The 21,367-nt window shown below is 64.1% G+C and carries 20 protein-coding genes; 13 read left to right on the top strand and 7 right to left on the bottom strand.

The genetic code is table 11. From position 1 onward, the window contains the following. The first annotated feature begins 1 nt into the window (after position 1). The 7 genes from tkt (at position 2) to QTA58_RS15485 (ending at position 9,518) form a co-directional block, all read left to right on the top strand. On the top strand, positions 2-1,984 hold the full coding sequence (gene tkt / locus QTA58_RS15515) for a transketolase (protein WP_289669540.1): 1,983 nt from the start codon (positions 2-4) through the stop codon (positions 1,982-1,984). A 46-nt stretch (positions 1,985-2,030) separates the two neighbouring features. Further along, positions 2,031-3,041 carry a type I glyceraldehyde-3-phosphate dehydrogenase gene (gene gap, locus QTA58_RS15510; RefSeq protein ID WP_085420138.1) on the top strand — a complete coding sequence of 337 codons (1,011 nt, stop codon included), beginning with the start codon at positions 2,031-2,033 and terminating at the stop codon, positions 3,039-3,041. A gap of 532 nt (positions 3,042-3,573) precedes the next feature. Further along, a complete protein-coding gene (locus tag QTA58_RS15505) occupies positions 3,574-5,427 on the top strand; it encodes a potassium/proton antiporter (RefSeq protein WP_289669539.1) in 1,854 nt (617 codons plus the stop codon). Between the two features lie 111 nt (positions 5,428-5,538). Beyond that, positions 5,539-6,741 carry a phosphoglycerate kinase gene (locus tag QTA58_RS15500; protein WP_085420140.1) on the top strand — a complete coding sequence of 401 codons (1,203 nt, stop codon included), beginning with the start codon at positions 5,539-5,541 and terminating at the stop codon, positions 6,739-6,741. 218 nt (positions 6,742-6,959) lie between these two features. Continuing rightward, positions 6,960-7,856, top strand: coding sequence for a fructose bisphosphate aldolase (locus tag QTA58_RS15495; protein WP_289669538.1), 897 nt, complete (start codon positions 6,960-6,962; stop codon positions 7,854-7,856). A 190-nt stretch (positions 7,857-8,046) separates the two neighbouring features. Then, on the top strand, positions 8,047-8,493 hold the full coding sequence (locus QTA58_RS15490) for a hypothetical protein (RefSeq protein ID WP_289669536.1): 447 nt from the start codon (positions 8,047-8,049) through the stop codon (positions 8,491-8,493). Positions 8,494-8,600: 107 nt separating this feature from the next. Further along, positions 8,601-9,518, top strand: a complete 918-nt coding sequence (locus QTA58_RS15485; protein ID WP_289669535.1) for a PhzF family phenazine biosynthesis protein — start codon at positions 8,601-8,603, stop codon at positions 9,516-9,518. On the opposite strand, the gene QTA58_RS15480 is transcribed toward QTA58_RS15485, so the two are convergent. Then, positions 9,519-9,686 carry a hypothetical protein gene (locus QTA58_RS15480; RefSeq protein WP_200814015.1) on the bottom strand — a complete coding sequence of 56 codons (168 nt, stop codon included), beginning with the start codon at positions 9,684-9,686 and terminating at the stop codon, positions 9,519-9,521. Between the two features lie 203 nt (positions 9,687-9,889). Here QTA58_RS15480 and QTA58_RS15475 point away from each other — a divergent pair, with 203 nt between their 5' ends. The 3 genes from QTA58_RS15475 (at position 9,890) to QTA58_RS15465 (ending at position 12,300) form a co-directional block, all read left to right on the top strand. Beyond that, positions 9,890-11,170, top strand: a complete 1,281-nt coding sequence (locus QTA58_RS15475; RefSeq protein WP_289669534.1) for an MFS transporter — start codon at positions 9,890-9,892, stop codon at positions 11,168-11,170. Further along, positions 11,167-11,358 (top strand): DUF1192 domain-containing protein, encoded by a 192-nt coding sequence (locus tag QTA58_RS15470; RefSeq protein ID WP_289669533.1) that lies wholly within the window; start codon positions 11,167-11,169, stop codon positions 11,356-11,358. The genes QTA58_RS15475 and QTA58_RS15470 overlap by 4 nt, the downstream gene beginning before the upstream one ends. A 429-nt stretch (positions 11,359-11,787) precedes the next feature. Further along, the gene (locus QTA58_RS15465; RefSeq protein WP_085420146.1) at positions 11,788-12,300 is read left to right on the top strand and encodes a DUF1465 family protein; all 513 of its coding nucleotides are present in this window, start codon (positions 11,788-11,790) and stop codon (positions 12,298-12,300) included. A gap of 422 nt (positions 12,301-12,722) precedes the next feature. Here QTA58_RS15465 and rpmE read toward each other — a convergent pair whose 3' ends face one another. Next, entirely contained in the window at positions 12,723-12,944 is a 222-nt protein-coding gene (gene rpmE, locus QTA58_RS15460; RefSeq protein ID WP_085420769.1) for a 50S ribosomal protein L31, read from the bottom strand. 162 nt (positions 12,945-13,106) lie between these two features. Between rpmE and QTA58_RS15455 the strand changes: the two genes are divergently transcribed. Beyond that, complete coding sequence (locus QTA58_RS15455; RefSeq protein WP_341850265.1) at positions 13,107-14,957, top strand: ABC transporter transmembrane domain-containing protein; 1,851 nt, start codon at positions 13,107-13,109, stop codon at positions 14,955-14,957. 100 nt (positions 14,958-15,057) lie between these two features. Beyond that, positions 15,058-16,329, top strand: coding sequence for a glucoamylase family protein (locus QTA58_RS15450; protein ID WP_289669530.1), 1,272 nt, complete (start codon positions 15,058-15,060; stop codon positions 16,327-16,329). 9 nt (positions 16,330-16,338) lie between these two features. Here QTA58_RS15450 and QTA58_RS15445 read toward each other — a convergent pair whose 3' ends face one another. The 4 genes from QTA58_RS15445 to QTA58_RS15430 all read right to left on the bottom strand — a co-directional run bounded on the left by QTA58_RS15445 (position 16,339) and on the right by QTA58_RS15430 (position 19,576). Then, the gene (locus tag QTA58_RS15445; RefSeq protein WP_085420149.1) at positions 16,339-16,557 is read right to left on the bottom strand and encodes a hypothetical protein; all 219 of its coding nucleotides are present in this window, start codon (positions 16,555-16,557) and stop codon (positions 16,339-16,341) included. Between the two features lie 3 nt (positions 16,558-16,560). After that, positions 16,561-17,592: a peptidoglycan -binding protein gene (locus QTA58_RS15440; protein ID WP_085420150.1), complete on the bottom strand. Its 1,032-nt coding sequence runs from the start codon at positions 17,590-17,592 to the stop codon at positions 16,561-16,563. A 3-nt stretch (positions 17,593-17,595) separates the two neighbouring features. Further along, positions 17,596-18,639, bottom strand: coding sequence for a flagellar motor protein MotA (locus QTA58_RS15435; RefSeq protein ID WP_289669529.1), 1,044 nt, complete (start codon positions 18,637-18,639; stop codon positions 17,596-17,598). Positions 18,640-18,775: 136 nt separating this feature from the next. After that, positions 18,776-19,576 (bottom strand): inositol monophosphatase family protein, encoded by an 801-nt coding sequence (locus QTA58_RS15430; protein WP_085420152.1) that lies wholly within the window; start codon positions 19,574-19,576, stop codon positions 18,776-18,778. 195 nt (positions 19,577-19,771) lie between these two features. Here QTA58_RS15430 and QTA58_RS15425 point away from each other — a divergent pair, with 195 nt between their 5' ends. Further along, the gene (locus QTA58_RS15425) at positions 19,772-20,104 is read left to right on the top strand and encodes a DUF1648 domain-containing protein (protein WP_289669527.1); all 333 of its coding nucleotides are present in this window, start codon (positions 19,772-19,774) and stop codon (positions 20,102-20,104) included. A 126-nt stretch (positions 20,105-20,230) separates the two neighbouring features. On the opposite strand, the gene QTA58_RS15420 is transcribed toward QTA58_RS15425, so the two are convergent. Continuing rightward, entirely contained in the window at positions 20,231-21,367 is a 1,137-nt protein-coding gene (locus QTA58_RS15420) for a tetratricopeptide repeat protein (RefSeq protein ID WP_143531475.1), read from the bottom strand.

The raw sequence follows: 21,367 nt of genomic DNA, 5'->3' as shown, positions 1-21,367 counted from the left end.
TATGACCTCTCGCGACAAACATAACCGGATGGCGAATGCGATCCGATTCCTTGCCATGGATGCTGTGGAAAAGGCCAATTCCGGCCACCCCGGCCTGCCGATGGGCGCCGCCGACATCGCGACCGTGCTCTTCACCCGCTATCTGAAATTCGACCCGAAGAACCCGCTCTGGCCGGACCGCGACCGCTTCGTGCTGTCCGCCGGCCACGGTTCCATGCTCCTCTATTCGCTCCTCTATCTCACCGGCTACGAGGACATGACGATCGAGGACATCAAGCAGTTCCGCCAGCTCGGCTCCAAGACCGCCGGCCACCCGGAATACGGCCATGCCTCCGGCATCGAGACGACCACCGGCCCGCTCGGCCAGGGCATTGCCAACGCCGTCGGCATGGCGATCGCCGAACGCAAGCTGGAGGAGGAGTTCGGTTCCGACCTGCAGAACCATTATACCTATGCGCTCTGCGGCGACGGCTGCCTGATGGAAGGCATCAGCCAGGAGGCGATCGCGCTTGCCGGCCACCTGAAGCTCAACAAGCTGGTGCTCTTCTGGGACAACAACAACATCACGATCGACGGCCCGGTCAGCCTTGCGGACTCGACCGACCAGGTGATGCGCTTCAGGGCCGCCCACTGGAACACGATCGAGATCGACGGCCACGACACCGACCAGATCGCCGCGGCGATCGAGGCCGCCCAGAAGTCCGACCGCCCGACCTTCATCGCCGCCAAGACGATCATCGGCTTCGGCGCTCCGAACAAGGCCGGCACCCACAAGGTGCACGGTTCGCCGCTCGGCGCCGAGGAAATCGCCGCCACCCGCAAGGCGCTGAACTGGGAAGCGGAAGCCTTCGTGGTTCCCTCCGACGTTCTCGATGCCTGGCGGCTGGCCGGCCTGCGCTCGACCACGACCCGCAAGGAATGGGAAGACCGCCTCGCCGCCGCTAACGCCGAGAAGAAGGCGGAGTTCGTCCGCCGCTTCGCCGGCGATCTGCCCGGCAGTTTCGACAGCGCCATCGACGCCTTCAAGAAGAAGATCATCGAGAACAATCCGACGGTCGCGACCCGCAAGGCTTCCGAAGACGCGCTCGAAGTCATCAACGGCTTGGTTCCGGAAATGCTCGGCGGCTCCGCCGACCTGACGCCGTCGAACAACACCAAGACCAGCCAGATGAAGGCGATCACGCCGACCGATTTCTCCGGCCGCTACATGCACTGGGGCATCCGCGAGCACGCGACGGCCGCGGCTTTGAACGGGATCGCGCTGCACGGCGGCCTGATCCCCTATTCCGGCGGCTTCCTGATCTTCTCGGACTATTGCCGCCCCTCGGTCCGCCTTGCCGCTCTCATGGGCATCCGCGTCATTCACGTCTGGACGCATGACTCGATCGGCGTCGGCGAAGACGGCCCGACCCATCAGCCGGTCGAACACCTGGCATCCCTGAGGGCGATCCCGAACCTGCTCCTCTTCCGCCCGGCCGACGAGACCGAGACGGTGGAATGCTGGCAGATCGCGCTCAAGGAAAAGCACCGCCCGTCGGGCCTGGCGCTCACCCGTCAGAACCTCGCGCCGGCCCGCAAGACCTATGAAGAGAAGAACCTCTGCGCCAGCGGCGCCTACGAGCTCGTCTCGGCCGCCGATGCCAAGGTGACGATCTTCGCGTCGGGCTCCGAGGTCGAGATCGCGCTGAAGGCCCAGGCCGCGCTCGACGGCAAGGGCATCGCGACCCGCGTCGTCTCCGTTCCCTGCGTCGAGCTTTTCCTGGACCAGCCGGAAGACTACCAGAACGCCATCATCGGCAATGCGCCGGTCAAGATCGCCGTCGAAGCGGCCGTCCGCGAGGGCTGGGATCACTTCATCGGTCCGAAGGGCATCTTCATCGGCATGAAATCGTTCGGCGCCTCCGGCCCGGCCAAGGATCTCTTCAAGCATTTCGGCATCACCGCGGAAGCGGTCGTCGAAGCAGCCGAGAAAGAGCTCGCCTGAGCCTGAGCCATTCACCAGAGACCTGTAAAAGCGGGAGTATCAAGAAATGACAGTCAAGGTTGCCATCAACGGGTTCGGCCGCATCGGCCGCAACGTTCTGCGCGCCATCGTGGAATCCGGCCGCACCGACATCGAAGTCGTCGCCATCAACGACCTCGGCCCCGTCGAGACCAACGCCCACCTGCTGCGCTACGATTCCATCCACGGCCGTTTCCCCGCCGAAGTGAAGGTCGAGGGCGACACGATCACGGTCGGCGGCGGCAAGCCGATCAAGGTGACGGCGATCAAGGACCCGGCGACCCTGCCGCACAGGGAACTCGGCGTCGACATCGCGATGGAATGCACCGGCATCTTCACCGCCCGCGAGAAGGCCGCCGCGCACCTGACGGCCGGCGCCAAGCGCGTCATCGTCTCGGCTCCGGCCGACGGCGCCGACCTCACCGTCGTCTACGGCGTCAACCACGACCAGCTCACCAAGGATCACCTGGTCATCTCCAACGCGTCCTGCACCACGAACTGCCTGGTTCCGGTCGTCAAGGTTCTCGACGACGCCGTCGGCATCGACCACGGCTTCATGACGACGATCCATTCCTACACCAACGACCAGCCGTCGCTCGACCAGATGCACAAGGATCTGTACCGCGCCCGCGCTGCCGCCCTCTCGATGATCCCGACGTCGACCGGCGCCGCCAAGGCCGTCGGCCTCGTCCTGCCGCATCTGAAGGGCAAGCTGGACGGCACGTCGATCCGCGTGCCGACCCCGAACGTCTCGGTCGTCGACTTCAAGTTCGTCGCCAAGAAGGCGACCACGGTCGCCGAGATCAACGAGGCCATCAAGGCTGCCGCCAACGGCAAGCTGAAGGGCGTCCTCGGCTACACGGAAGAACCGCTCGTCTCGCGCGACTTCAACCACGACAGCCATTCCTCGATCTTCGCGATCGACCAGACCAAGGTCATGGAAGGCAATTTCGTGCGCATCCTCACCTGGTACGACAACGAATGGGGCTTCTCCAACCGCATGTCGGACACGGCGGTCGCGCTTGCGAAGCTGATCTGAGGCAGGAAGTCAGCCCTAACCTTCGCCAAAACCCACGTCGCATCACCCCCTTCTTTCAAAGGAGGGGGTTTTCTTTTTGGCTACCACCAACCATTAGGTCCGGAGCGACCCAAGCCCCCCTCTGCCCTGCCGGGCATCTCCCCCACAGGTGGGGAGATCACAAGCGGCAAGCTCTTCCCATCAAGCGGGCCTAATTCCGTACAGCTACGGCTGTTGTTTGGGAAAGCCGGTGCGCCCAGCCGATCTCCCCACCTGTGGGGGAGATGCCCGGCAAGGCAGAGGGGGGGCCGAAACGGCACGTCTTCAAAAAATTCCCGCCTTCGGCACCAAGGGATGCGTCCACCTTTTTCCTACCCTGCCCTTCTCTTGCCGGAATTGTTCCTCCCTAATCAAACGGTTGTATCGATTCGCCCGGCCTTCGGCCGGGATCTGCCCCATTCTTGCAGAGCCGCATCGCGGCACGGCACAGTTCCGGCTTGCGGGACTGCGGGCGAGGATCGTGCGAGGTGCGAGAGAGGAAGGAACCGCGTAGGTGGAGGCGTTCTACATCATCCTGCTGGTCGGCACGGTCCTCGTGCTGGCAGCTGCGCTTTCGAGCCTCCTCGCCTTCCGCTTCGGCGCCCCCCTCCTCCTGGTCTTCCTCTCGATCGGCCTTGTCGCCGGCGTCGACGGGCTCGGCATCAATTTCGAGAACTATCCCTTCACGTTCATGCTGGGATCGGTGGCGCTGGCGATCGTGCTCTTCGATTCCGGCTTCATGACGCCGGTACATTCCTTCCGCATCGCCGCCGCGCCGTCGCTGACCCTTGCCTCGGTCGGCGTCCTGCTGACAGCCGGCATTTTCGGTCTTGTCGCCGCGCTTTTCCTCGGCTTCTCCTGGCTCGAGGGCCTGCTCCTGGGTTCGATCGTCGCCTCCACCGATGCGGCGGCGGTCTTCTTCCTGCTGCGCATCGGCGGCATCAACATCCGTGACAAGGTACGCTCGACGCTGGAGGTGGAATCCGGCACCAACGATCCGATGGCGATCTTCCTGACGGTGGCGCTTTCCGAACTCATCGCCACCGGCCAGGGCTTTTCCGGCCTCGACCTGCATTTCCTGCTGGGTTTCATCGAGGAAATGGGGCTCGGCCTGATCTTCGGCCTGCTCGGCGGCATGATGATCGTATGGGTGCTGAACCGCTTCACCTCCGACCGTGGCCTTGCGCCGATCTTCGTGCTGACGCTGGCGCTGCTCGTCTTCGCCTTCACCGGCGTCATGGGCGGCAGCGGCTTCCTCGCGGTCTACGTCGCCGGCATCTATTCCGGCAACCGCAAGATGTTCGCCAAACCGCAGATCGTCCGTTTCAACGAGGGGCTGACCTGGCTTGCCCAGATCATCATGTTCCTGGTGCTCGGCCTGCTTGCCACGCCGTCGCAGTTCCCGGCCATCCTGCTTCCGGCGATCGGGCTTGCGGTTTTCCTGATCTTCGTCGCCCGGCCGATCGCGGTCTGGCTGAGCCTCCTGCCCTATGACTTCACGCAGCAGGAGATCGGCTTCGTCGCCTGGGTCGGCCTGCGCGGCGCGGTATCGATCCTGCTCGCGATCATGCCGATCCTGAGCGGCGTCGAGAACGGGCATCTCTATTTCAACACGACCTTCATCATCGTGCTCGTCTCGCTTCTGGTGCAGGGCTGGACGATCAGGCCGGTCGCCGAAAGGCTCGGCCTCATCATCCCGCCGCGCATGGGGGCCGTGGACAAGGTCGAGCTCGACCTGCCCGGCAAGGCGACCCATGAACTGATCTCCTACCGCGTCATGAAGGACAGCCCGATCCTGCAGGGCGAGCGCATTCCCCGCTGGGCCATGCCTTCCCTCGTCATCCGCGACGGCCGCAGCATCCGCTACCAGTATGCCGGACGGCTGAAGGAAGGCGACCAGGTCTATCTTTTCGTCGCGCCGAACTACACCAAGCTGCTCGACCGCACCTTCGCGAGCCAGGTGCCGGTCGACGAGGACGACGCGGAATTCTTCGGCGCCTTCGCGATCTCGCCGACGCGGCCCGCCAAGGAGCTCGACGCGGCCTACGGCCCCGGCCTGCTTTCCCCCAACGAGCAGAACATGACGGTCGGCGACCTGATAACCTCGCGGCTCGGCGGGCGGGCGGATTATGCCGACCGCATCCGTTTCGGCTCGATCGTGCTGATCGTCCGCGAACTCGACGAGCACGAACATATCCGCAGCATCGGCATTTCGCTGGAGCCGGTGGAGCCTGCGACAAACCTGCCGATCTTCATCAACATGCGCGAGATCGCCCACCGCATCCGCGACCTGATCCGCAGATATCGCGGCAGGCCGGCGCCGGAAAACGGAGCGACGCCCCCGAAAGGCCCGACGCCCGCGGCGTGAGGCGTGCCGCCGTCGGCGCGAATATGCGCAAGTTCCACCTGGCGCCTTGCGTCATCGGTCAGGCATAGTATGGTCCGCTCGAACTTTCCTTAAAGCAAGTGGATCAGCATCATGGCGGCCTTCAAAACCCTTGACGACCTCACCGATATCGCAGGCAAGCGCGTTCTCGTGCGCGTCGACCTCAACGTCCCCGTCGCCGGCGGCAAGGTAACCGACACGACGCGTATCGAGCGCGTGGCGCCGACGATCCTCGAACTTTCCAAGAAGGGCGCCAAGGTCATCCTGCTCGCCCATTTCGGCCGCCCCAAGGGCGAGCCGGTCGCCGACATGTCGTTGTCCCTGATCGTCACGGCCGTCAACGAAGTGCTCGGCCGCAAGATCATCTTCGCCTCCGACTGCATCGGCCCCGAGGCCGAGCAGACGATCGCCGGGATGGCGAACGGCGATATCCTGCTGCTCGAAAACACCCGTTTCCACAAGGGCGAGGAAAAGAACGAGGCGGCCTTCACCGAAGCGCTCGCCAAGAACGGCGACATCTTCGTCAACGACGCCTTCTCGGCCGCCCACCGCGCGCATGCCTCGACCGAGGGCCTTGCCCATCACCTGCCCGCCTATGCGGGGCGCACCATGCAGGAAGAGCTGGAGGCGCTGGAAAAGGGCCTCGGCAATCCGGCCCGCCCCGTGGTGGCGATCGTCGGGGGCGCCAAGGTGTCCACCAAGATCGACCTCCTGATGAACCTCGTGAGACAAGTCGACGCGCTGGTGATCGGCGGCGGCATGGCCAATACCTTCCTCGCCGCCAAGGGCGTCAATGTCGGCAAGTCGCTCTGCGAGCACGATCTCGCCGACACGGCCAACCAGATCATGATCGAGGCGGCGTCTGCGGGCTGCGCCATCGTGCTGCCGGTCGACGGCGTCGTCGCCCGCGAGTTCAAGGCGGGCGCGGCCAACGAGGTGGTCGATATCGACAAGATCCCGGCGGACGCCATGGTTCTCGACGTCGGTCCGAAATCGATCGAGGCGATCAACGACTGGATTTCCCGCGCCGCGACGCTCGTCTGGAACGGCCCGCTCGGCGCCTTCGAGATCGAGCCGTTCGACAGGGCGACGGTGGCCGCGGCCAGGCATGCGGCGGACCAGACCAAGGCCGGCAAGCTCACCTCCGTCGCCGGCGGCGGCGATACGGTGGCGGCGCTGAACCATGCCGGCGTAGCCGACGACTTCTCCTATGTCTCGACGGCCGGCGGCGCCTTCCTGGAATGGATGGAAGGCAAGGAACTTCCGGGCGTCTCCGTTCTCTCGAAGACGGCCTGATCGTCGTATGCCTGCCACGAAGCGCACCTATATAGGGCGGCGCGCTTCGTTATTAACCGCCTTGAAAATATTCAGATATTTTAAACGATTGAAATAATTTCAATCGTTTAAACATTTTAATCGAGGATTTCCCTTTAAAAAAACTTCTGTTATCCGCGAATGGCAGCTTAGGGAGATATGCGCGCGTTTGGCGCCAACTTTAGGGACAGGAGTGTAGTATGGTGGACGCGAAGATGTTGAACAAGATGAGTTCTGCGCCCGGATTTATCGCGGCGCTGGACCAAAGCGGCGGTTCAACACCTGGAGCGTTGCGTCTTTATGGCGTGTCCGAGACCGACTATCAGGGCGACGAGGAGATGTTCCGCCTGATACACGCCATGCGCGTCCGCATCATGACCGCGCCCGCCTTCAAGGGCGACAAGGTCATCGGCGCCATCCTGTTCGAGCGGACCATGGACGGCGACGTCGATGGTGAGCCCGTTCCGTCCTATCTCTGGGAAAAGCGCGGCGTCGTGCCTTTCCTCAAGGTCGACAAGGGTCTCAATGCCGAGGAAAACGGCGTTCAGACGATGAAGCCGATGCCCGATCTGGATGCTCTCCTGATCCGCGGTCGCGAAAAGGGTATCTTCGGAACCAAGATGCGCTCGGTGATCGCCCATGCCGACAAGGCCGGGATCGCCGCCGTCGTAAAGCAGCAGTTCGAGGTAGCGCGCCAGATCATCGCCCAGGGCCTCATGCCGATCATCGAGCCTGAAGTTTCCATCAAGAGCCCGACGAAGGAACAGGCCGAAACCATTTTGCGCGACGAGATCGCGCAGCAGCTGGACAAGCTTCCCGCAGGCGAGACGGTCATGCTCAAATTGACGATCCCGACGGTCGCCGATTTCTACGCATCTCTGGTCGCCCACAAATCGGTCGTCCGCGTCGTCGCCCTTTCCGGCGGCTACAGCACCGCGGACGCCTGCGAAAAGCTCAGCCATAACCACGGCATGATCGCGAGTTTCTCGCGCGCGCTGGCGGAAAACCTGCGCGTCTCCATGAGCGACGCGGAGTTCAATGCGAGCCTGGCCGAAACGATCGATCAAATCTACGCAGCAAGCGTCAACAAGTCCTGATGCGATCCCGATGACCGGTTGTGCGCCTTCTCGCGCCGCGCGGAGATCGACAGCCCGACCGCCGCTTCTTCACGGAAACGAAAGCCGCTCCGGCAACGGGCGGCTTTTCGTTTTGGGACCGGCCGGACCGGCAAGCCGCGATGAACCGGATTGGCCGCACAGCGTTCCTTCGGGTGATGGAGGTGAAGCCATGACAGACTTGGAAACGACGGTCCGCGAATTCTTCAACGACTACGGCAGGATCAGCAACGATGCGCTCAAGGATGAGTCGCTGGTCGACATCGACAGGATCACGGCTTTCTTCGCCGCGTATTTTGTCGGTTCGACGCCGCAGGCGGTGTTCGGCGGAGCCAATGACGAAAAACTTCGCGAAGCGATCCCGCAGGGATTTGCGCGCTATCGCGAGGTCGGCGGCAGGCAGATGCTGATGACCGGAATGAAGGTCTCGCCGCTCAACGATCTTCATGCGGTCGCGGAGGTCGGCTGGGATTTCGTCTATGTCGGCAAGGCCGGCGAAAGCGGCAATATCCGCTTCACCAACTTCTACTTCGTGACCCTCGCCGGCGGTCAGCCCAGGATCTTTGCCTATGTCACCGGCGACGAGGAGAAGGCGATGAAGGATCACGGCCTGATCTGACCGGTTGCGAGGCTTCGGTTTTATTGATCGGTGGATCAGAAAGATTGGCTGGCGCCGGGAAAGTTCGTCGGTTAACTAACTAACGAACCAATTCCGGGAGCGCCGCCATGCCGACCGCCGATTTCGTCACCGTCGATGTCTTCACGAGCGAACGCTTTGCCGGCAATCCGCTCGCCGTCGTCCCCGACGCGCGCGGCCTGACGGACCGGCAGATGCAGGCGATCGCCGCGGAATTCGGCTATGCCGAAAGCACCTTCGTGCTGCCGCCGGAGAGAGCGGACAACACGGCCCGGGTGCGCATCTTCACGCCGACGATGGAAATCCCCTTTGCCGGTCATCCGAATGTCGGCACCGCCTTCGTGCTCGGCCGGCAGGCGGAGCTTTTCGGCAGACCTCTCGGCGACAGTCTCCGCTTCGAGGAGATCGCCGGCCTGGTGGAAATCGAGCTCCTCCGCGAGGAGAACACCGTGGTCGGCGCGACGATCCGCGCGCCGCAGCCGCTGACCGTCGGCGACGAAGTGGCGCTGGAACTGATCGCCGGATGCGCCTCGATCAAAACCGGGAACATCCGCACGTCCGGCCACAAGCCGGTGGTCGTCTCGGTCGGCCTTCCCTTCGCCGTCGCCGAACTCGAAAGCCTCGACGCACTGGCCGCGGCAAGGCCGAACATCACAGCTTTCCATGAGGCCGCCGCCCGGCATGCGCGGCCGGACGGCGATTTCTCGCTCTTCCTCTACGTCCGCAGCGCCGAGACCCCGTGGCGTATCCGCGCCCGCATGTTCGCCCCGCTCGACAATGTCATGGAGGATCCGGCGACCGGCAGCGCCTCGGCGGCACTCTCCGCCTTTCTCGCCACCCGCGCAGCGGATGCCGATACGAACGTGCACGTCACCATCGAACAGGGCGTGGAAATGGGCCGCCGCAGCGTGATCGAACTCGATGTCGTGAAGGCCGGCGGCGTGGCCGGCGATGTGCGCATCAGCGGCCGCTGCGTCTCCGTCATGCGCGGCAGCCTGGAGCTCTGATTACATCGTCGTAAATTCCCTGAGGATCAGGGCAACGCTCCAGATCGCGAAGGCGAAGAGCGCCAGCTTCCAGAAATCGCCGCGGCGCCTCAAGCCCGGCAGGCCGAGCGGCTTGACGATCTGGACCAGCATGGCGAGGATCAGCAGGACCGAAATGGCTTTGGTCATTTAACGACGCATCTCCGGACCTTGCGTATCGCGCCACAGGCTGGACATTTTTGCACTCCACCACAGATAGCCATGAACGGATTCGGGGGCATCCGAAAATCCGCTTCGCCTTCGTTAACGCCCGGTTCATCGGCGTGCAACAATGCTTGCGTGCAGGATTCTCCGATTGGCCGCATTCGAAAGATGAGCTGACAGTACCGAAAATGAGACGAAACCTCCTCCCCGTCCTCGCCCTTCTTTGCGGTACGCTTTTCCTCTTCCTGGGCAACGGCCTGCAGGGCCTGCTCCTGCCGGTGCGCGGTTCGCAGGAAGGCTATTCCAACGAGGTGCTCGGCCTGCTCGGCACGACCTGGGCCGCCGGCTTCGTGATCGGCTGCTTCGTAGCGCCGAACGTGGTGCGCCGCATCGGCCATGTACGCGCCTTCTCCGGGTTCCTCTCTCTCATCTGCCTCAACGTGCTGCTGACGGGGCTCATGGTCGACCAGAATACCTGGCTGGTGCTGCGCGCCATAACCGGCTTCTGCACCGCCGGCACCTCGATGATCATCGAAAGCTGGCTGAACGAGCGCGCCACCCCCGAAAGCCGCGGCACGATCTTTTCCTTCTATATTTCCATCACGCTCTTCGGCGTGGTCGGCGGCCAATTGATGGTGCCGTTCGGGGATGTCGCCACGCCGGCGCTCTTCATGGTCTGCGGCATTCTCTACAGCATCGCGGCGCTGCCGACGACGCTTTCGAGGGCCGCCTCCCCGCAACCGCTGAAGCGCGCCCGGCTGGATCTCCCCGCGCTCTTCCGCAATTCGCCGATCTCCTTCGTCGGCATCCTGCTGATCGGCATCGCCAACGGCGCCTACGGCACGCTCGGCGCCGTCTTCGCGACCCGTGCGGGTCTGGACCACGGCGCGGTCGCCGCCATGGTCTCGATCACCATCTTCGCCGGCGCGATCATGCAGTTCCCGGCCGGGCGCCTCTCGGACCGGATGGACCGCCGCCACGTGCTCGCCGCCCTTTCGGCCGCGGCGGCGCTCGCGGGGCTTGCCGTCTTCATCATCCGCCCGCTGGACGTCTACGGCATCGTCGTGCTGGTGGCGATCTATGGGGCGGCCGCCAACGCGCTTTATCCGATCGCCGTCGCGCATGCCAACGACTTCGCCTCCTCGGAGGATTTCGTCAAAGTGTCCGGCGGCCTCCTCCTCCTTTACGGAATCGGCACCATCATCGGCCCGACGCTCGGCGGTCCGGTGATGACCTGGGCGGGCCCGCATGCCCTTTTCGCGGTCACCGCGATGGCCCATATTCTGGTGACGGCCTACGCCATCATACGCAGCCGCAGGCGGGCGCCGGTCCCGGTCGAGGAACGCGAGGCCTACCAGACCGCGCCGGCCTCGACCGCGCCGCTGGCGACGCCGGAAAGCCTGTCGCTCGACCCGCGCGCCAACGCGGAGGCCGCGGCAGAAACCAGTGCCAGGAAGGAGGCATCATGAGCTTTCTCGATGACGATCGCCCGAAGAAGCCGACACCCCATGAGATCGGCTCGGACCTTTCACTGCTCTCCGTCGACGAGCTCGATTCCCGCATCGGGCTGTTGAAGGAGGAGATTGCGCGGCTTGAAGCGGAAAAGGAGAGGAAGGCTGCCGGCAAGCGGGCCGCCGACAGCTTCTTCCGAACATGAAACCCAGGATGCCGCGAGAATGGCAAGTATTTTTCGCTCGTCCTTAAGACGATATTAATCATTAACGGAGAATATAAAAAGCGTTCAGGCCTCCTGGACTCAGACAGTTTCACCGTTCGGCGAATGGTCTGATTTCTCCCTGTTTTACCTTGAGAGCCGCCTTCCGCGGCTCTTCTTTTTCACCCCGCAACGACCTTCCTGAAAGCCGTATCGGGCCGCTGGCGACGGCAGTATTCGCCGGCGAAAATACCTCTCCTTTTCGAGGAGATCGCGGATATTTACCACTTCTTGTGGGTATTAACCCTTCCTTAAGAAACGCCTTGCGGATTTCCGCTATAAGTATCATGTTCAGTCTGGTCAGAACGGCGGCGGAACTTTTAACCGCTGTCTCCATTGCCTGAATGTGATTGCGTTAGCAGGATGAGTTCGATGTCCGAACAGGGATTGAATACCGTCAGTTTTGCCGGCCGCGCCGCTGCCTCGTCGCAGTTCAAGGCGCTTTACTCGGAAGGCATGGCGCTGGTCGAGGAAACCGCGAGCTATCTCGACGGTCCGGGCCGTGCCGCCTCGAAGGTGCTGCCGCGCATGGCGTCCGTCCTCTACGCCGCCGAGTCCATGCGGCTCACCACCCGCCTGATGCAGATGGCTTCCTGGCTGCTCCTGCAGCGCGCCGTCAACAACGGCGAGATGAGCCGCGACCAGGTCCTGTCCGAAAAGAGCAAGGTGCGCCTCGACGGCTTCAATGTCGATCGCAACGCGCCGGGCTGGCTCGACCTGCCGGAAGGTTTCCGCGATCTCGTCGAACGGTCGCTGCGCCTGCAGAACCGCATCGCCCTTCTCGACCGCGAAATCTACCGCCCGTCCGACGCCGCCGTCCTGCCGGACAACGAAAACAGCGTCCGCGCCCAGCTCAACCTGCTGCGCACGGCTTTCGGCAGCTGATTATCCGTTTTGATCGGGCATCGGTGAGCTTTGGAGTCCCTCTTAACTTCAAATCGACGGTGCAACGCGGTTCTCTTTTAAATCGAGCACCGATGTTCCGGGCCGACTTCTGCTCGCTCAACCGCGTCGATGACGACATCAGGCGCATCGGCCGTTCGATGCGCCCGTTGCGCTGCGGCCTGCAACCAGTCGTAAGATCGGTCGAGATCGCCACTAATTCGCTCCGCCTGTGCCGCGTGATCTCGACTGGCTGGCGCTGGATCTGATGTCGATAGTTTAGACATCACACAACACTCTCCCCATACGATGGAGCGTAGTCGGTAAGTTTGGCTGGTTTTCCATTCCGCGCTTCTCCCCCCTATACCGAAAACAAAAAAGCCCGGCTTTCGCCAGGCTCTTCGTTTGGTCCGCCGTGAGGCGACTTAGAGGCCGAGGCCGCCGAAACGCTTGTTGAACTTGGAGACGCGGCCGCCGCGGTCCATGAGCTGCTGGTTGCCGCCCGTCCAGGCCGGGTGGGACTTGGGATCGATTTCGAGGTTCATGGTCGCACCTTCGGAACCCCAGGTGGAGCGGGTCTCGTATTCGGTGCCATCGGTCATGACGACCTTGATCATGTGGTATTCGGGATGAATGTCAGCCTTCATGTCGATATTCCTGCTCTTCGCGAGGTCCATTTGTCGCAATTGCGAGCAAGAACCCTCTTTAATAAATGAAGCCGCAGACCGGTCCGGTCACGGCTTCCCAATTTGATGCGGAGCCTATACAGGAAGGTCGCCGGAAGTACAAGTACCCGCGCGCCCTGAAAAGTGCCACGATATCCGAGGGAAAAATTGGCCGAAGCCCGAGAAACCCAGCCTGGAGAAGCTCAGCCCGGAGAATCCCCGCAAAGAGGCAAAGCGCTCAGACCGCTCGCAAGGCTCCTTCCCTATCTCGCCCGCTACCGGCCGATGGTCGCCGCGGCCGTCTTCTTCCTCGTGGCTGCCGCCGCCACCACGCTGGCGCTGCCGCTTGCCGTGCGCCGCATGGTCGACCACGGCTTCGCCTCGTCGGACGGCCATTTCATCAACAACTATTTCGGCATGCTTCTGGTGCTCGCAGCACTACTGGCCGTCGCCAGCGCCATGCGCTACTACTATGTCATCACCATCGGCGAGCGCGTGGTGGCGGACCTGCGCCGCGAGGTCTTTTCCCATATCACCCGGCTTTCACCCTCCTTCTACGACGTCAACCAGTCGGGCGAGATCGTCTCGCGGCTGACGGCGGACACGACGCAGATCAAGTCCGCGTTCGGCTCGGCCGCGTCGCAGGCGCTGCGCAACACGATCCTCTGTCTCGGCGCCATGGCGATGATGATCTACACGAGCCCGCGGCTTTCCGCGCTGGTGCTCGGCGCGATCCCGCTCATCGTCTTCCCGCTGGTCGGGTTCGGCCGGTCGGTCAGAAGGCGCTCCCGCGCCGCGCAGGATACGCTTGCCGAAACCTCCGCCTTCGCTGCGGAGACGATCGGCGCCACCCGCACCGTCCAGGCCTTCGGCGGCGAAGCGGCAGCCGGCGGCCGCTATGGCGGCGCGGTGGAGAACGCCTATGCCGCCGCCCGTTCGGCGATCAGGGCCCGCGCGCTGCTCACCGGTTTCGGCATCCTGCTCGTCTTCGGCAGCGTCGTCGGCGTGCTCTGGTATGGCGCCCAGAGCGTTCTTGCCGGCACCATGACGGCCGGAACGCTCGGCCAGTTCGTGCTCTATTCGGTGATCGCCGCAAGCTCGCTCGGCCAGCTCTCGGAAGTCTGGGGCGAACTGTCCGCCGCCGGCGGCGCGGCGGAGCGCCTGACCGAGCTCCTGCACGAAGTGCCGGCGATCCGCGATCCCGAAAGTCCTGTCGCCCTTCCCTCGCCGGCACGCGGCGAGGTCGCGTTCGAAAAGGTCTCCTTCGCCTATCCGGCCCGCGTCAGCGCCATCACGCTGAACGCACTTTCCTTCCGCGTGAAGCCGGGAGAGACGGTGGCGATCGTCGGACCGTCCGGCGCCGGCAAGAGCACGATCTTCTCGCTGCTCATGCGCTTCTACGATCCGTCCGCCGGAGCGGTGAAACTCGACGGCGTCGATCTTCGGCAGGCAAGGCTTGCCGATCTCCGCTCCCGCCTGGCGATCGTCCCGCAGGACGTGACCATCTTCGCCGCCTCCATCCACGACAACATCGCCTTCGGCGCACCCGATGCCAGCCGCGAAGCCGTGCGGGCAGCGGCGGTGGCTGCGCAGGCGGACGAATTCATCTCGAAGCTCGACAACGGCTACGACACGCTGGCCGGCGAGCGGGGCATCACGCTGTCCGGCGGCCAGCGCCAGCGCATCGCGATCGCCCGCGCCATTTTGAAGGATGCGCCGGTCCTGCTGCTCGACGAGGCGACATCGGCGCTCGACGCGGAAAGCGAAACCCTGGTGCAGAAGGCGCTCGACGGGCTGATGCAGAACCGCACGACGCTGGTCATCGCCCATCGGCTTGCGACCGTGCTGAAGGCCGACCGCATCCTCGTCCTGGAGGAGGGGCGGATCGTCGAGGAAGGCACGCATCAGAGCCTGATCGCGGCAGGCGGACTCTATGCCAGGCTCGCCCGCCTTCAATTCCACGATATCGAACGGCAGAGCGCGACCGCGCTCTGATCCTTCACGCCAAAGTGTTTCTTATCGGTTTGCGGTCGAAGTGAATCCGGCGCTTCGAGCGCTTACTTAATCTCACCCGTTGCGCGCAAAGCCTAGGATCATGAATTTCAATTCCCCTTCCTCGTCCTCCCTCGAAGACTGCCTCGAACAAGTCCAGGCCCGAACGTTCCGGTTCTTCTGGGACGGTGCGCATCCGGAAAGCGGCCTGCCGTTCGACAAGTGCTTCGTCTCGGGCGATCCCTCCCCCGACATCGTCTCGGTCAGCGGCACCGGCTTCGGCATCCTCGCCATTATCGTCGCCACGGAACGGCATTGGATCAGCCGCGCGGCCGCCTTGGAGCGGCTGACGACCATCTTGCGGCATCTGGAACGCTCGCCGCGCTTCCACGGCGCCTTCGCCCACTTCATCGACGGCGCGACCGGCGCCGCCATGCATTTTTCCGAAAAGGACAATGGCGGCGATCTGGTCGAAACAGCCTTCCTGATGCAGGGCCTCATCTGCGCCCGGGAATATTTCCAGGCCGCGACGAATGAGGAAGAGAAGCTCAGGGCTTGCGTCGACCGGCTGTTCGGCGCCGTGGAATGGGATTGGTACACGCGCGGCGAAAACGGCGCGCTCTACTGGCACTGGAGCCCCGATCACGACTGGATCATGAACCTGCCGATCCGCGGCTGGAACGAGGCGCTGTCGGCCTACGTGCTTGCGGCCGGCTCCGGGACCCACCCGATCGGGCCGGAAAACTACCATAAGGGTTGGGCACGCTCTGGCGAGATGCGCAACGGCGCGAGCTATCTCGGCACCGTGCTTCCGCTCGGCGAGCCTTATGGCGGCCCCCTCTTCATCTCGCATTACAGTTTTTGCGCGCTGGATCCCTGCGGACTGAGCGACCGGTATTGCAGCGACTACCGGGCGCAGGCCGTGGCGCACACGCGCATCAACCACGACTATTGCATGAGCGTGCCCGGCTACCGCAAAGCCGGTGTGTGGGGCCTGACGGCATCCGACGGCCCGAAAGGCTACGGCGCCTTCTCGCCCGCCTACGACAAGGGCGTCATCGCGCCGACCGCCGCGCTGTCGAGCTTCCCCTTCCTCCCCGCCGAGGCGGAGAGCGCCCTGCGGGCCATGCTCGCCTATGAAGACGGCAAACTGCTCGGCCGGTTCGGCTTCGCCGATTCCTTCGTACCGAAGACAGGCTGGGTGGCCGGCACCTATCTCGCCATCGACCAGGGCCCGATCATCGCCATGATCGAGAATTTCCGCTCCGGCCTGTTATGGCGGCTGTTCATGAAGGCGCCGGAAGTGCGCCGCGGGCTCGCGCGGCTTGGCTTTGCGTCCACCACCCATTCTATCGCGCCGGATGCATTAGTTTAGTTCGAACCGCTACCTGGCGCGCTCGAAGACCCATTTCACGACATACTTGCCGTTGCGCTTCATCTTGGTCTTGGTGCGCACCTCGACCGGTCCTCCAAGGAGAGCTTCCGCATTCTCGAAGGCCTGGCGCGCCTCGGCGATCGCCTTGTGATAGGCGCTGTTGTCGCGCCTGGGACTATCGGCGACCGCCTTGAGAATCGCGCTCATGTCCGGCTTGTCATCGGCCATGGATCACCGCTCGGTCAGCTTCAGCTCGATGCGGCGGTTCTGCGATTTCGCCTCCGGCGTATCGCCGGGCGCGATCGGCTGGAACTCTCCGAAACCGGCGGCGACGAGCCGGTTGGCCGGCACGCCCCTGGAGATCAGATATTTGACGACCGACGTGGCGCGGGCGGACGAAAGCTCCCAGTTGTCGCGGTAGCGGCCAATGCCGGACAGCGGCGAATTGTCGGTGTGGCCGTCGACGCGCAGCACCCAGTTGATCTCCGCCGGAATTTCCTTGGCAAGGTCGAGCAGTGCTGCCGCCAGCTTGTCCATCTCGGCGCGGCCGGCATCGTCCAGCTCGCTGCCGCCGACGGGGAAGAGCACTTCCGACTGGAAGACGAAACGGTCGCCGACGATGCGGATATTCTCGCGGTCGGAGAGGATTTCGCGCAGGCGCCCGAAGAAATCGGACCGATAGCGGTTCAGTTCCTGCACGCGCTGCGCCAGCGCCACGTTGAGGCGCCGGCCGAGATCGGCGATCTGCGCCTGGGAGGAGGCATCCTTGGCCTCGGAAGCCTGCAGCGCCTGCTCGATGGCGGCGATCTGGGCCCTGAGCGCGGCGATCTGCTGGTTCAGAAGCTCGACCTGGCTCGCGGCGCGGGCGCTGAGCTGCTGTTCCTGGTTGAGCTGGGTCGTGAGCTCGCCGATGCGGGCATTGGCGGCGTCGCTGCTGCCGGCGCCCTGGCTCAGCAATTGCTGCAGCCGCGATCGCTCGGCCTCGGAAGACGCGAGCGAGGATTGCAGGTTGGCGAGCTGGTCTTCCACATCCTGGCTGTTGCTCTTTTCGAGCGCCAGAAGTTCGGTGAGCTCGGCGATCTGGCTGTTCAGCCGGTTCAGCACCTCGTCGCGGCCGGAAATCTCGCGGCTCAAGAGAAACTGCGCCAGCACGAAGACCGTCAGCAGGAACATGATCGCGAGCAGAAGCGTGGAGAGCGCGTCCACGAAGCCCGGCCAGTAGTCGACACCCCGCTCGCGACGGCGGTTCTTGGCGAGCGCCATCGCTTACTTTCCTCCGATCTTGTCGGAGAGCCGGTCGAGCGTGCGGCGCATGGCCTTGGCTTCTTCCTGCTGCGCCTCGATCCAGTCGCGCAGCATCTGCTGCTCGTTGCGCATGTTCTTGACGAGCCCCTGGATGCCTTCGGCGAGATTGGCCATGGCCGAGAGCGAACGCTCGTTCTGCGGCCCGTCGGGTGCTCTCGATTGCGCGGAGGCAAGCGCCCGGAGCTGTTCGGTAAGCGCCCTTATGTCCTCGGAGGAGCCGTGGGCGATCGTCTCCGCCACCACCGGCATGTCCGAGCCGAGGTCGGTGACCGAGGAGAGCCAGTTCTCGAGCTCCGTGTAGAACCGGTTCTGGGCGCGGCCGGCCTGCAGGTCGAGGAAGCCGAGGATGAGCGAGCCCGAAAGGCCGAGCAGCGAGGACGAGAAGGCCGTGCCCATGCCGGCGAGCGGCTGGGCGAGCCCGCTCTTGATGGCGGCGAGGATGTCGTTCGAATCGCCGGAATTCGGATCGAGAGCGCCGATGACGTTGCTGATCGAGCCGATCGTTTCGATGAGGCCCCAGAACGTGCCGAGCAGGCCGAGGAAGACGAGCAGGCCGATCAGATAGCGCGAAATGTCGCGCGATTCGTCGAGGCGCGTGCCGATCGAATCGAGAATGGAGCGGAAGGCCGTGGTCGAGAGCGCCATCTTGCGGCGGCTGCCGATCAGGGTCCGCATGGGCGCCAGCAGCCGCGGCTCGCGGCCCACCTTGTCGGCGCTGCCGGCGGCGCGGAAGGAATTGAACCAGCGCACCTCCGGAATGAGGCCGACGACCTGGTTGAAGACGAGGATGATGCCGATCAGCAGAACGCCGAGGATCAGCCCGTTGAGGCCCGGATTGGTCTGAAACGCGTGCTGCGCCTGACGGTAGAGGATGGAAGCGACGAAGCCGACGATGATCAGGAAGATCACCATGGTCCACAGGAAGGACGCCGGATTGGAGAGCTTGTAGGCGTAGCCGCTGCGCGTTTCAGCCTCGTCCAGATCGTCCACTCTCGCATTCGCCATGATACGCCTTCCGCCTCCGGTATCCGTCGCGCCGGAGGCTAGTGTAAAATTGCGACGAATTGAAGTGCGGAAGCCGTGGAAAACAGCCGGCTATCCAGCCGTTGTTCGTATAAGCGGCCGGCGATGCGGCAATGCCTCAGCGCGTCGGCACCGGCCGGTTGGCGGCTTCGAGCAGCGCCTTCTGGATCAGCTCGTTGCCGGCGACGATGTTGCCGCTGCCGAAAATGTCCGTCGTGCCCTTCATGTCGCTGACGAAGCCGCCCGCCTCGCGGATGAGCAGGATGCCGGCCGCCATGTCCCAGGGCGAAAGATCGGTTTCCCAGAAGCCGTCCAGGCGCCCGGACGCCACATAGGCGAGGTCGAGTGCCGCGGCGCCGAAGCGGCGGATGCCGGCGACCTCGCCCATGACATGCCTGAGTTCGACGAGGAATTTTCCATGGTTGCCGCGGCCGAGATGCGGCACGCCGCAGCCGATGACGCAGTCGGACAGCACGCGGCGGGCGGCGACCCGGATGCGGCGGTCGTTCATGAAGGCGCCGCCGCCCTTCTCGGCCGTGAAGAGCTCGTCGGTCGCCGGGTTGAAGACGACGCCCGCGACGATCTCGCCGTTGCGTTCAAGCGCGATCGAGACGGCGAACTGCGGAATGCCGTGCAGGAAATTGGTCGTGCCGTCGAGCGGATCGACGATCCAGCGATGCGCCCCGTCCGTGCCCTTCACCTCCTCGCTTTCCTCGCCGAGGAAACCGTAGGTGGGGCGCGCCTTCATCAGCTCGTCGCGGACGATCTTCTCGGCGCGCAGATCCGCCTGGGAGACGAAATCGCTCGGGCCCTTCACCGAAACCTGCAGGTTCTGCACCTCGCCGAAATCGCGGCCGAGCGACTTGCCTGCCTTGAGGGCAGCCTGAACCATGACATTGAGAAGGGCGGAGCGGGCCATGCGGGAAATCCTTGGGCGTTGTCCCGGATTGCATCTGCGCGGGACGGCGTTTTCTGAGCTTTTCTTGATGGGCGGCTTCAAGACCACAAAACAGCGGGAAATTCAAGTCATCCGCGGGAAAGCGGCCTATTGTCGCCGTCGGCTGTGTCTGCGAAACTCCCGAGACCGCCTCGATATTCCGCTGAGGAGCCCGAAATGAGGATCACGCTGCCGCTGACATTGAGCATCGCGCTCACCGCGACCATGGCCGCCGCGTCGCTTACCGCCTGGTCTTCGGTGCCGTCAGGGGCGGAGCTTCCCGTGCATTTCGGTTTCGACGGCACGCCAAACCGATACGCGCCCGCATCTTTCGCACTTTCGGTCGTACCGATCGCGACACTTGCCGCAACGCTGATCTTCGCGCTCGCTCCGCGCCTCGACCGCAAGGTCGAGGCTTTTCCGATCCGCTACACGGTGCTCTGGCTCGTCGTGATCGCCGCGCTGGCGGTAGGCCATTTCCAGATCGTCGGCTACGCCCTTGCGAACTGATCGGAGCGGGCTTTCAGGTGGATATTGATCTGCCGCGCCGTCTCCCGGCCCTTCGCTTGCGCTCCGGGCGTTCGTCGCTGAAATCGATTCACCGGATCGATTTCTCCGGCTTCGCCGGACCGCTCCTCACCCCCGCCGGAATCTGTTTGCTGCCTCGATCGCCTGCTTCCGCGTTTCCTCGCTGATGCCGAGGTAGAAATCCTCGAGCGCGGGGTCCTGCAGGCCCGCCCGGCGCGACAGCACGTACCATTTGGCGGCCTCGACCGGGTTCGGCCGCGTGCCGAGCGCATTGATGTAAAGATGCGAGAGCTTGTTCTGGGCCGCCACGTTGCCGCGATGGGCGGCGATCCGCATCCATTCGAAGCCCTTGTCGTAATCCCGCTCGCCGCCAATGCCGTTGACCAGCCAGACGCCCATGTCGAGCTGCGCGGTGTCGAACCCCGCCTTGGCGGCGCGCTCCAGCCATTCGCGGGCCTTCGCCTTCTTCTCCTGCGGCAGGTCCTTCAGCGCCACGTAAAGCTGCGCCACCGCATATTGCGCGTCCGCGACGCCCTGGCTGGCGGATTTCTCGTAGAAGGGCAGAGCCAGATGCAGGCCCTTTTCGCCCGGATTGTCGGAAACGACGATCTGCGCCCAGTTGAACTGCGCCGAGGAATTGCCGGCCTCGGCCGCCTTGCGCATGAACTCGTCGGCCAGTTTCTTGTCGCGGGGAACGTCGCGGCCGCTCATCAGGAGCAGCGCATACTGGAACATGGCGGCCGGATCGCCGCCTTCCGCCGCCTGCCTGTACCAGAAAGCGGCGGTCTTCGCGTCGCGCTTGATCCCGAGCCCCTTGGTCATCATCTCGGCGACGAGCGTCTGCGCCGCCGCATCGCCCGCGCCGGCGCGAGTCAGCGCCTTGTCGAGCGCGGTCACATAGAACCCGCGCTGATAGGCCCCGTAAGCCTCGTCGATCGGACCGTTATAGGGTTTTTCCGGCGGCGCGGGCGGCAGCGCCGCTCCCATGCGCTGGTAGAGCTCGACGCCGCCTGAGGGTACGATCCCGTCCGGCTGGGTCTGCTCCTCCGCCGCCCCTTGCGCATTTCCTTCCGCCGGCTGCGTCTCGACCCGATCCTTCTTCATCGGCTGGGTATCCGGCTCCAGCGGCCGCGTGACGGCTCTCGTGTTCGCCTGCGCGAGCGCGAAGGACGGCAGCGCCGCCGAGGCGAGAAATGCCGCCAGCAGCCCCTTCAGAATCACGCGATGAAATCGGTTCGAACCCAT

Source organism: Neorhizobium sp. CSC1952 (assembly GCF_030378245.1).
Lineage (GTDB): Bacteria > Pseudomonadota > Alphaproteobacteria > Rhizobiales > Rhizobiaceae > Neorhizobium > Neorhizobium oryzae_A.
Note: the sequence above shows the minus strand (reverse complement) of the source record. Positions and strands in the feature narration are given on the sequence as shown.

What these genes read in the sequence shown, in the direction of transcription:
- rpmE (WP_085420769.1), bottom strand. Translation starts at nt 12,944, where the DNA reads ATGAAGGCTGACATTCATCCCGAATACCACATGATCAAGGTCGTCATG.
- QTA58_RS15500 (WP_085420140.1), top strand. Translation starts at nt 5,539, where the DNA reads ATGGCGGCCTTCAAAACCCTTGACGACCTCACCGATATCGCAGGCAAG.
- QTA58_RS15420 (WP_143531475.1), bottom strand. Translation starts at nt 21,367, where the DNA reads ATGGGTTCGAACCGATTTCATCGCGTGATTCTGAAGGGGCTGCTGGCG.
- gap (WP_085420138.1), top strand. Translation starts at nt 2,031, where the DNA reads ATGACAGTCAAGGTTGCCATCAACGGGTTCGGCCGCATCGGCCGCAAC.
- QTA58_RS15480 (WP_200814015.1), bottom strand. Translation starts at nt 9,686, where the DNA reads ATGACCAAAGCCATTTCGGTCCTGCTGATCCTCGCCATGCTGGTCCAG.
- tkt (WP_289669540.1), top strand. Translation starts at nt 2, where the DNA reads ATGACCTCTCGCGACAAACATAACCGGATGGCGAATGCGATCCGATTC.
- QTA58_RS15425 (WP_289669527.1), top strand. Translation starts at nt 19,772, where the DNA reads ATGAGGATCACGCTGCCGCTGACATTGAGCATCGCGCTCACCGCGACC.
- QTA58_RS15440 (WP_085420150.1), bottom strand. Translation starts at nt 17,592, where the DNA reads ATGGCGCTCGCCAAGAACCGCCGTCGCGAGCGGGGTGTCGACTACTGG.
- QTA58_RS15495 (WP_289669538.1), top strand. Translation starts at nt 6,960, where the DNA reads ATGGTGGACGCGAAGATGTTGAACAAGATGAGTTCTGCGCCCGGATTT.
- QTA58_RS15470 (WP_289669533.1), top strand. Translation starts at nt 11,167, where the DNA reads ATGAGCTTTCTCGATGACGATCGCCCGAAGAAGCCGACACCCCATGAG.
- QTA58_RS15450 (WP_289669530.1), top strand. Translation starts at nt 15,058, where the DNA reads ATGAATTTCAATTCCCCTTCCTCGTCCTCCCTCGAAGACTGCCTCGAA.
- QTA58_RS15430 (WP_085420152.1), bottom strand. Translation starts at nt 19,576, where the DNA reads ATGGCCCGCTCCGCCCTTCTCAATGTCATGGTTCAGGCTGCCCTCAAG.
- QTA58_RS15485 (WP_289669535.1), top strand. Translation starts at nt 8,601, where the DNA reads ATGCCGACCGCCGATTTCGTCACCGTCGATGTCTTCACGAGCGAACGC.
- QTA58_RS15435 (WP_289669529.1), bottom strand. Translation starts at nt 18,639, where the DNA reads ATGGCGAATGCGAGAGTGGACGATCTGGACGAGGCTGAAACGCGCAGC.
- QTA58_RS15490 (WP_289669536.1), top strand. Translation starts at nt 8,047, where the DNA reads ATGACAGACTTGGAAACGACGGTCCGCGAATTCTTCAACGACTACGGC.
- QTA58_RS15475 (WP_289669534.1), top strand. Translation starts at nt 9,890, where the DNA reads ATGAGACGAAACCTCCTCCCCGTCCTCGCCCTTCTTTGCGGTACGCTT.
- QTA58_RS15445 (WP_085420149.1), bottom strand. Translation starts at nt 16,557, where the DNA reads ATGGCCGATGACAAGCCGGACATGAGCGCGATTCTCAAGGCGGTCGCC.
- QTA58_RS15465 (WP_085420146.1), top strand. Translation starts at nt 11,788, where the DNA reads ATGTCCGAACAGGGATTGAATACCGTCAGTTTTGCCGGCCGCGCCGCT.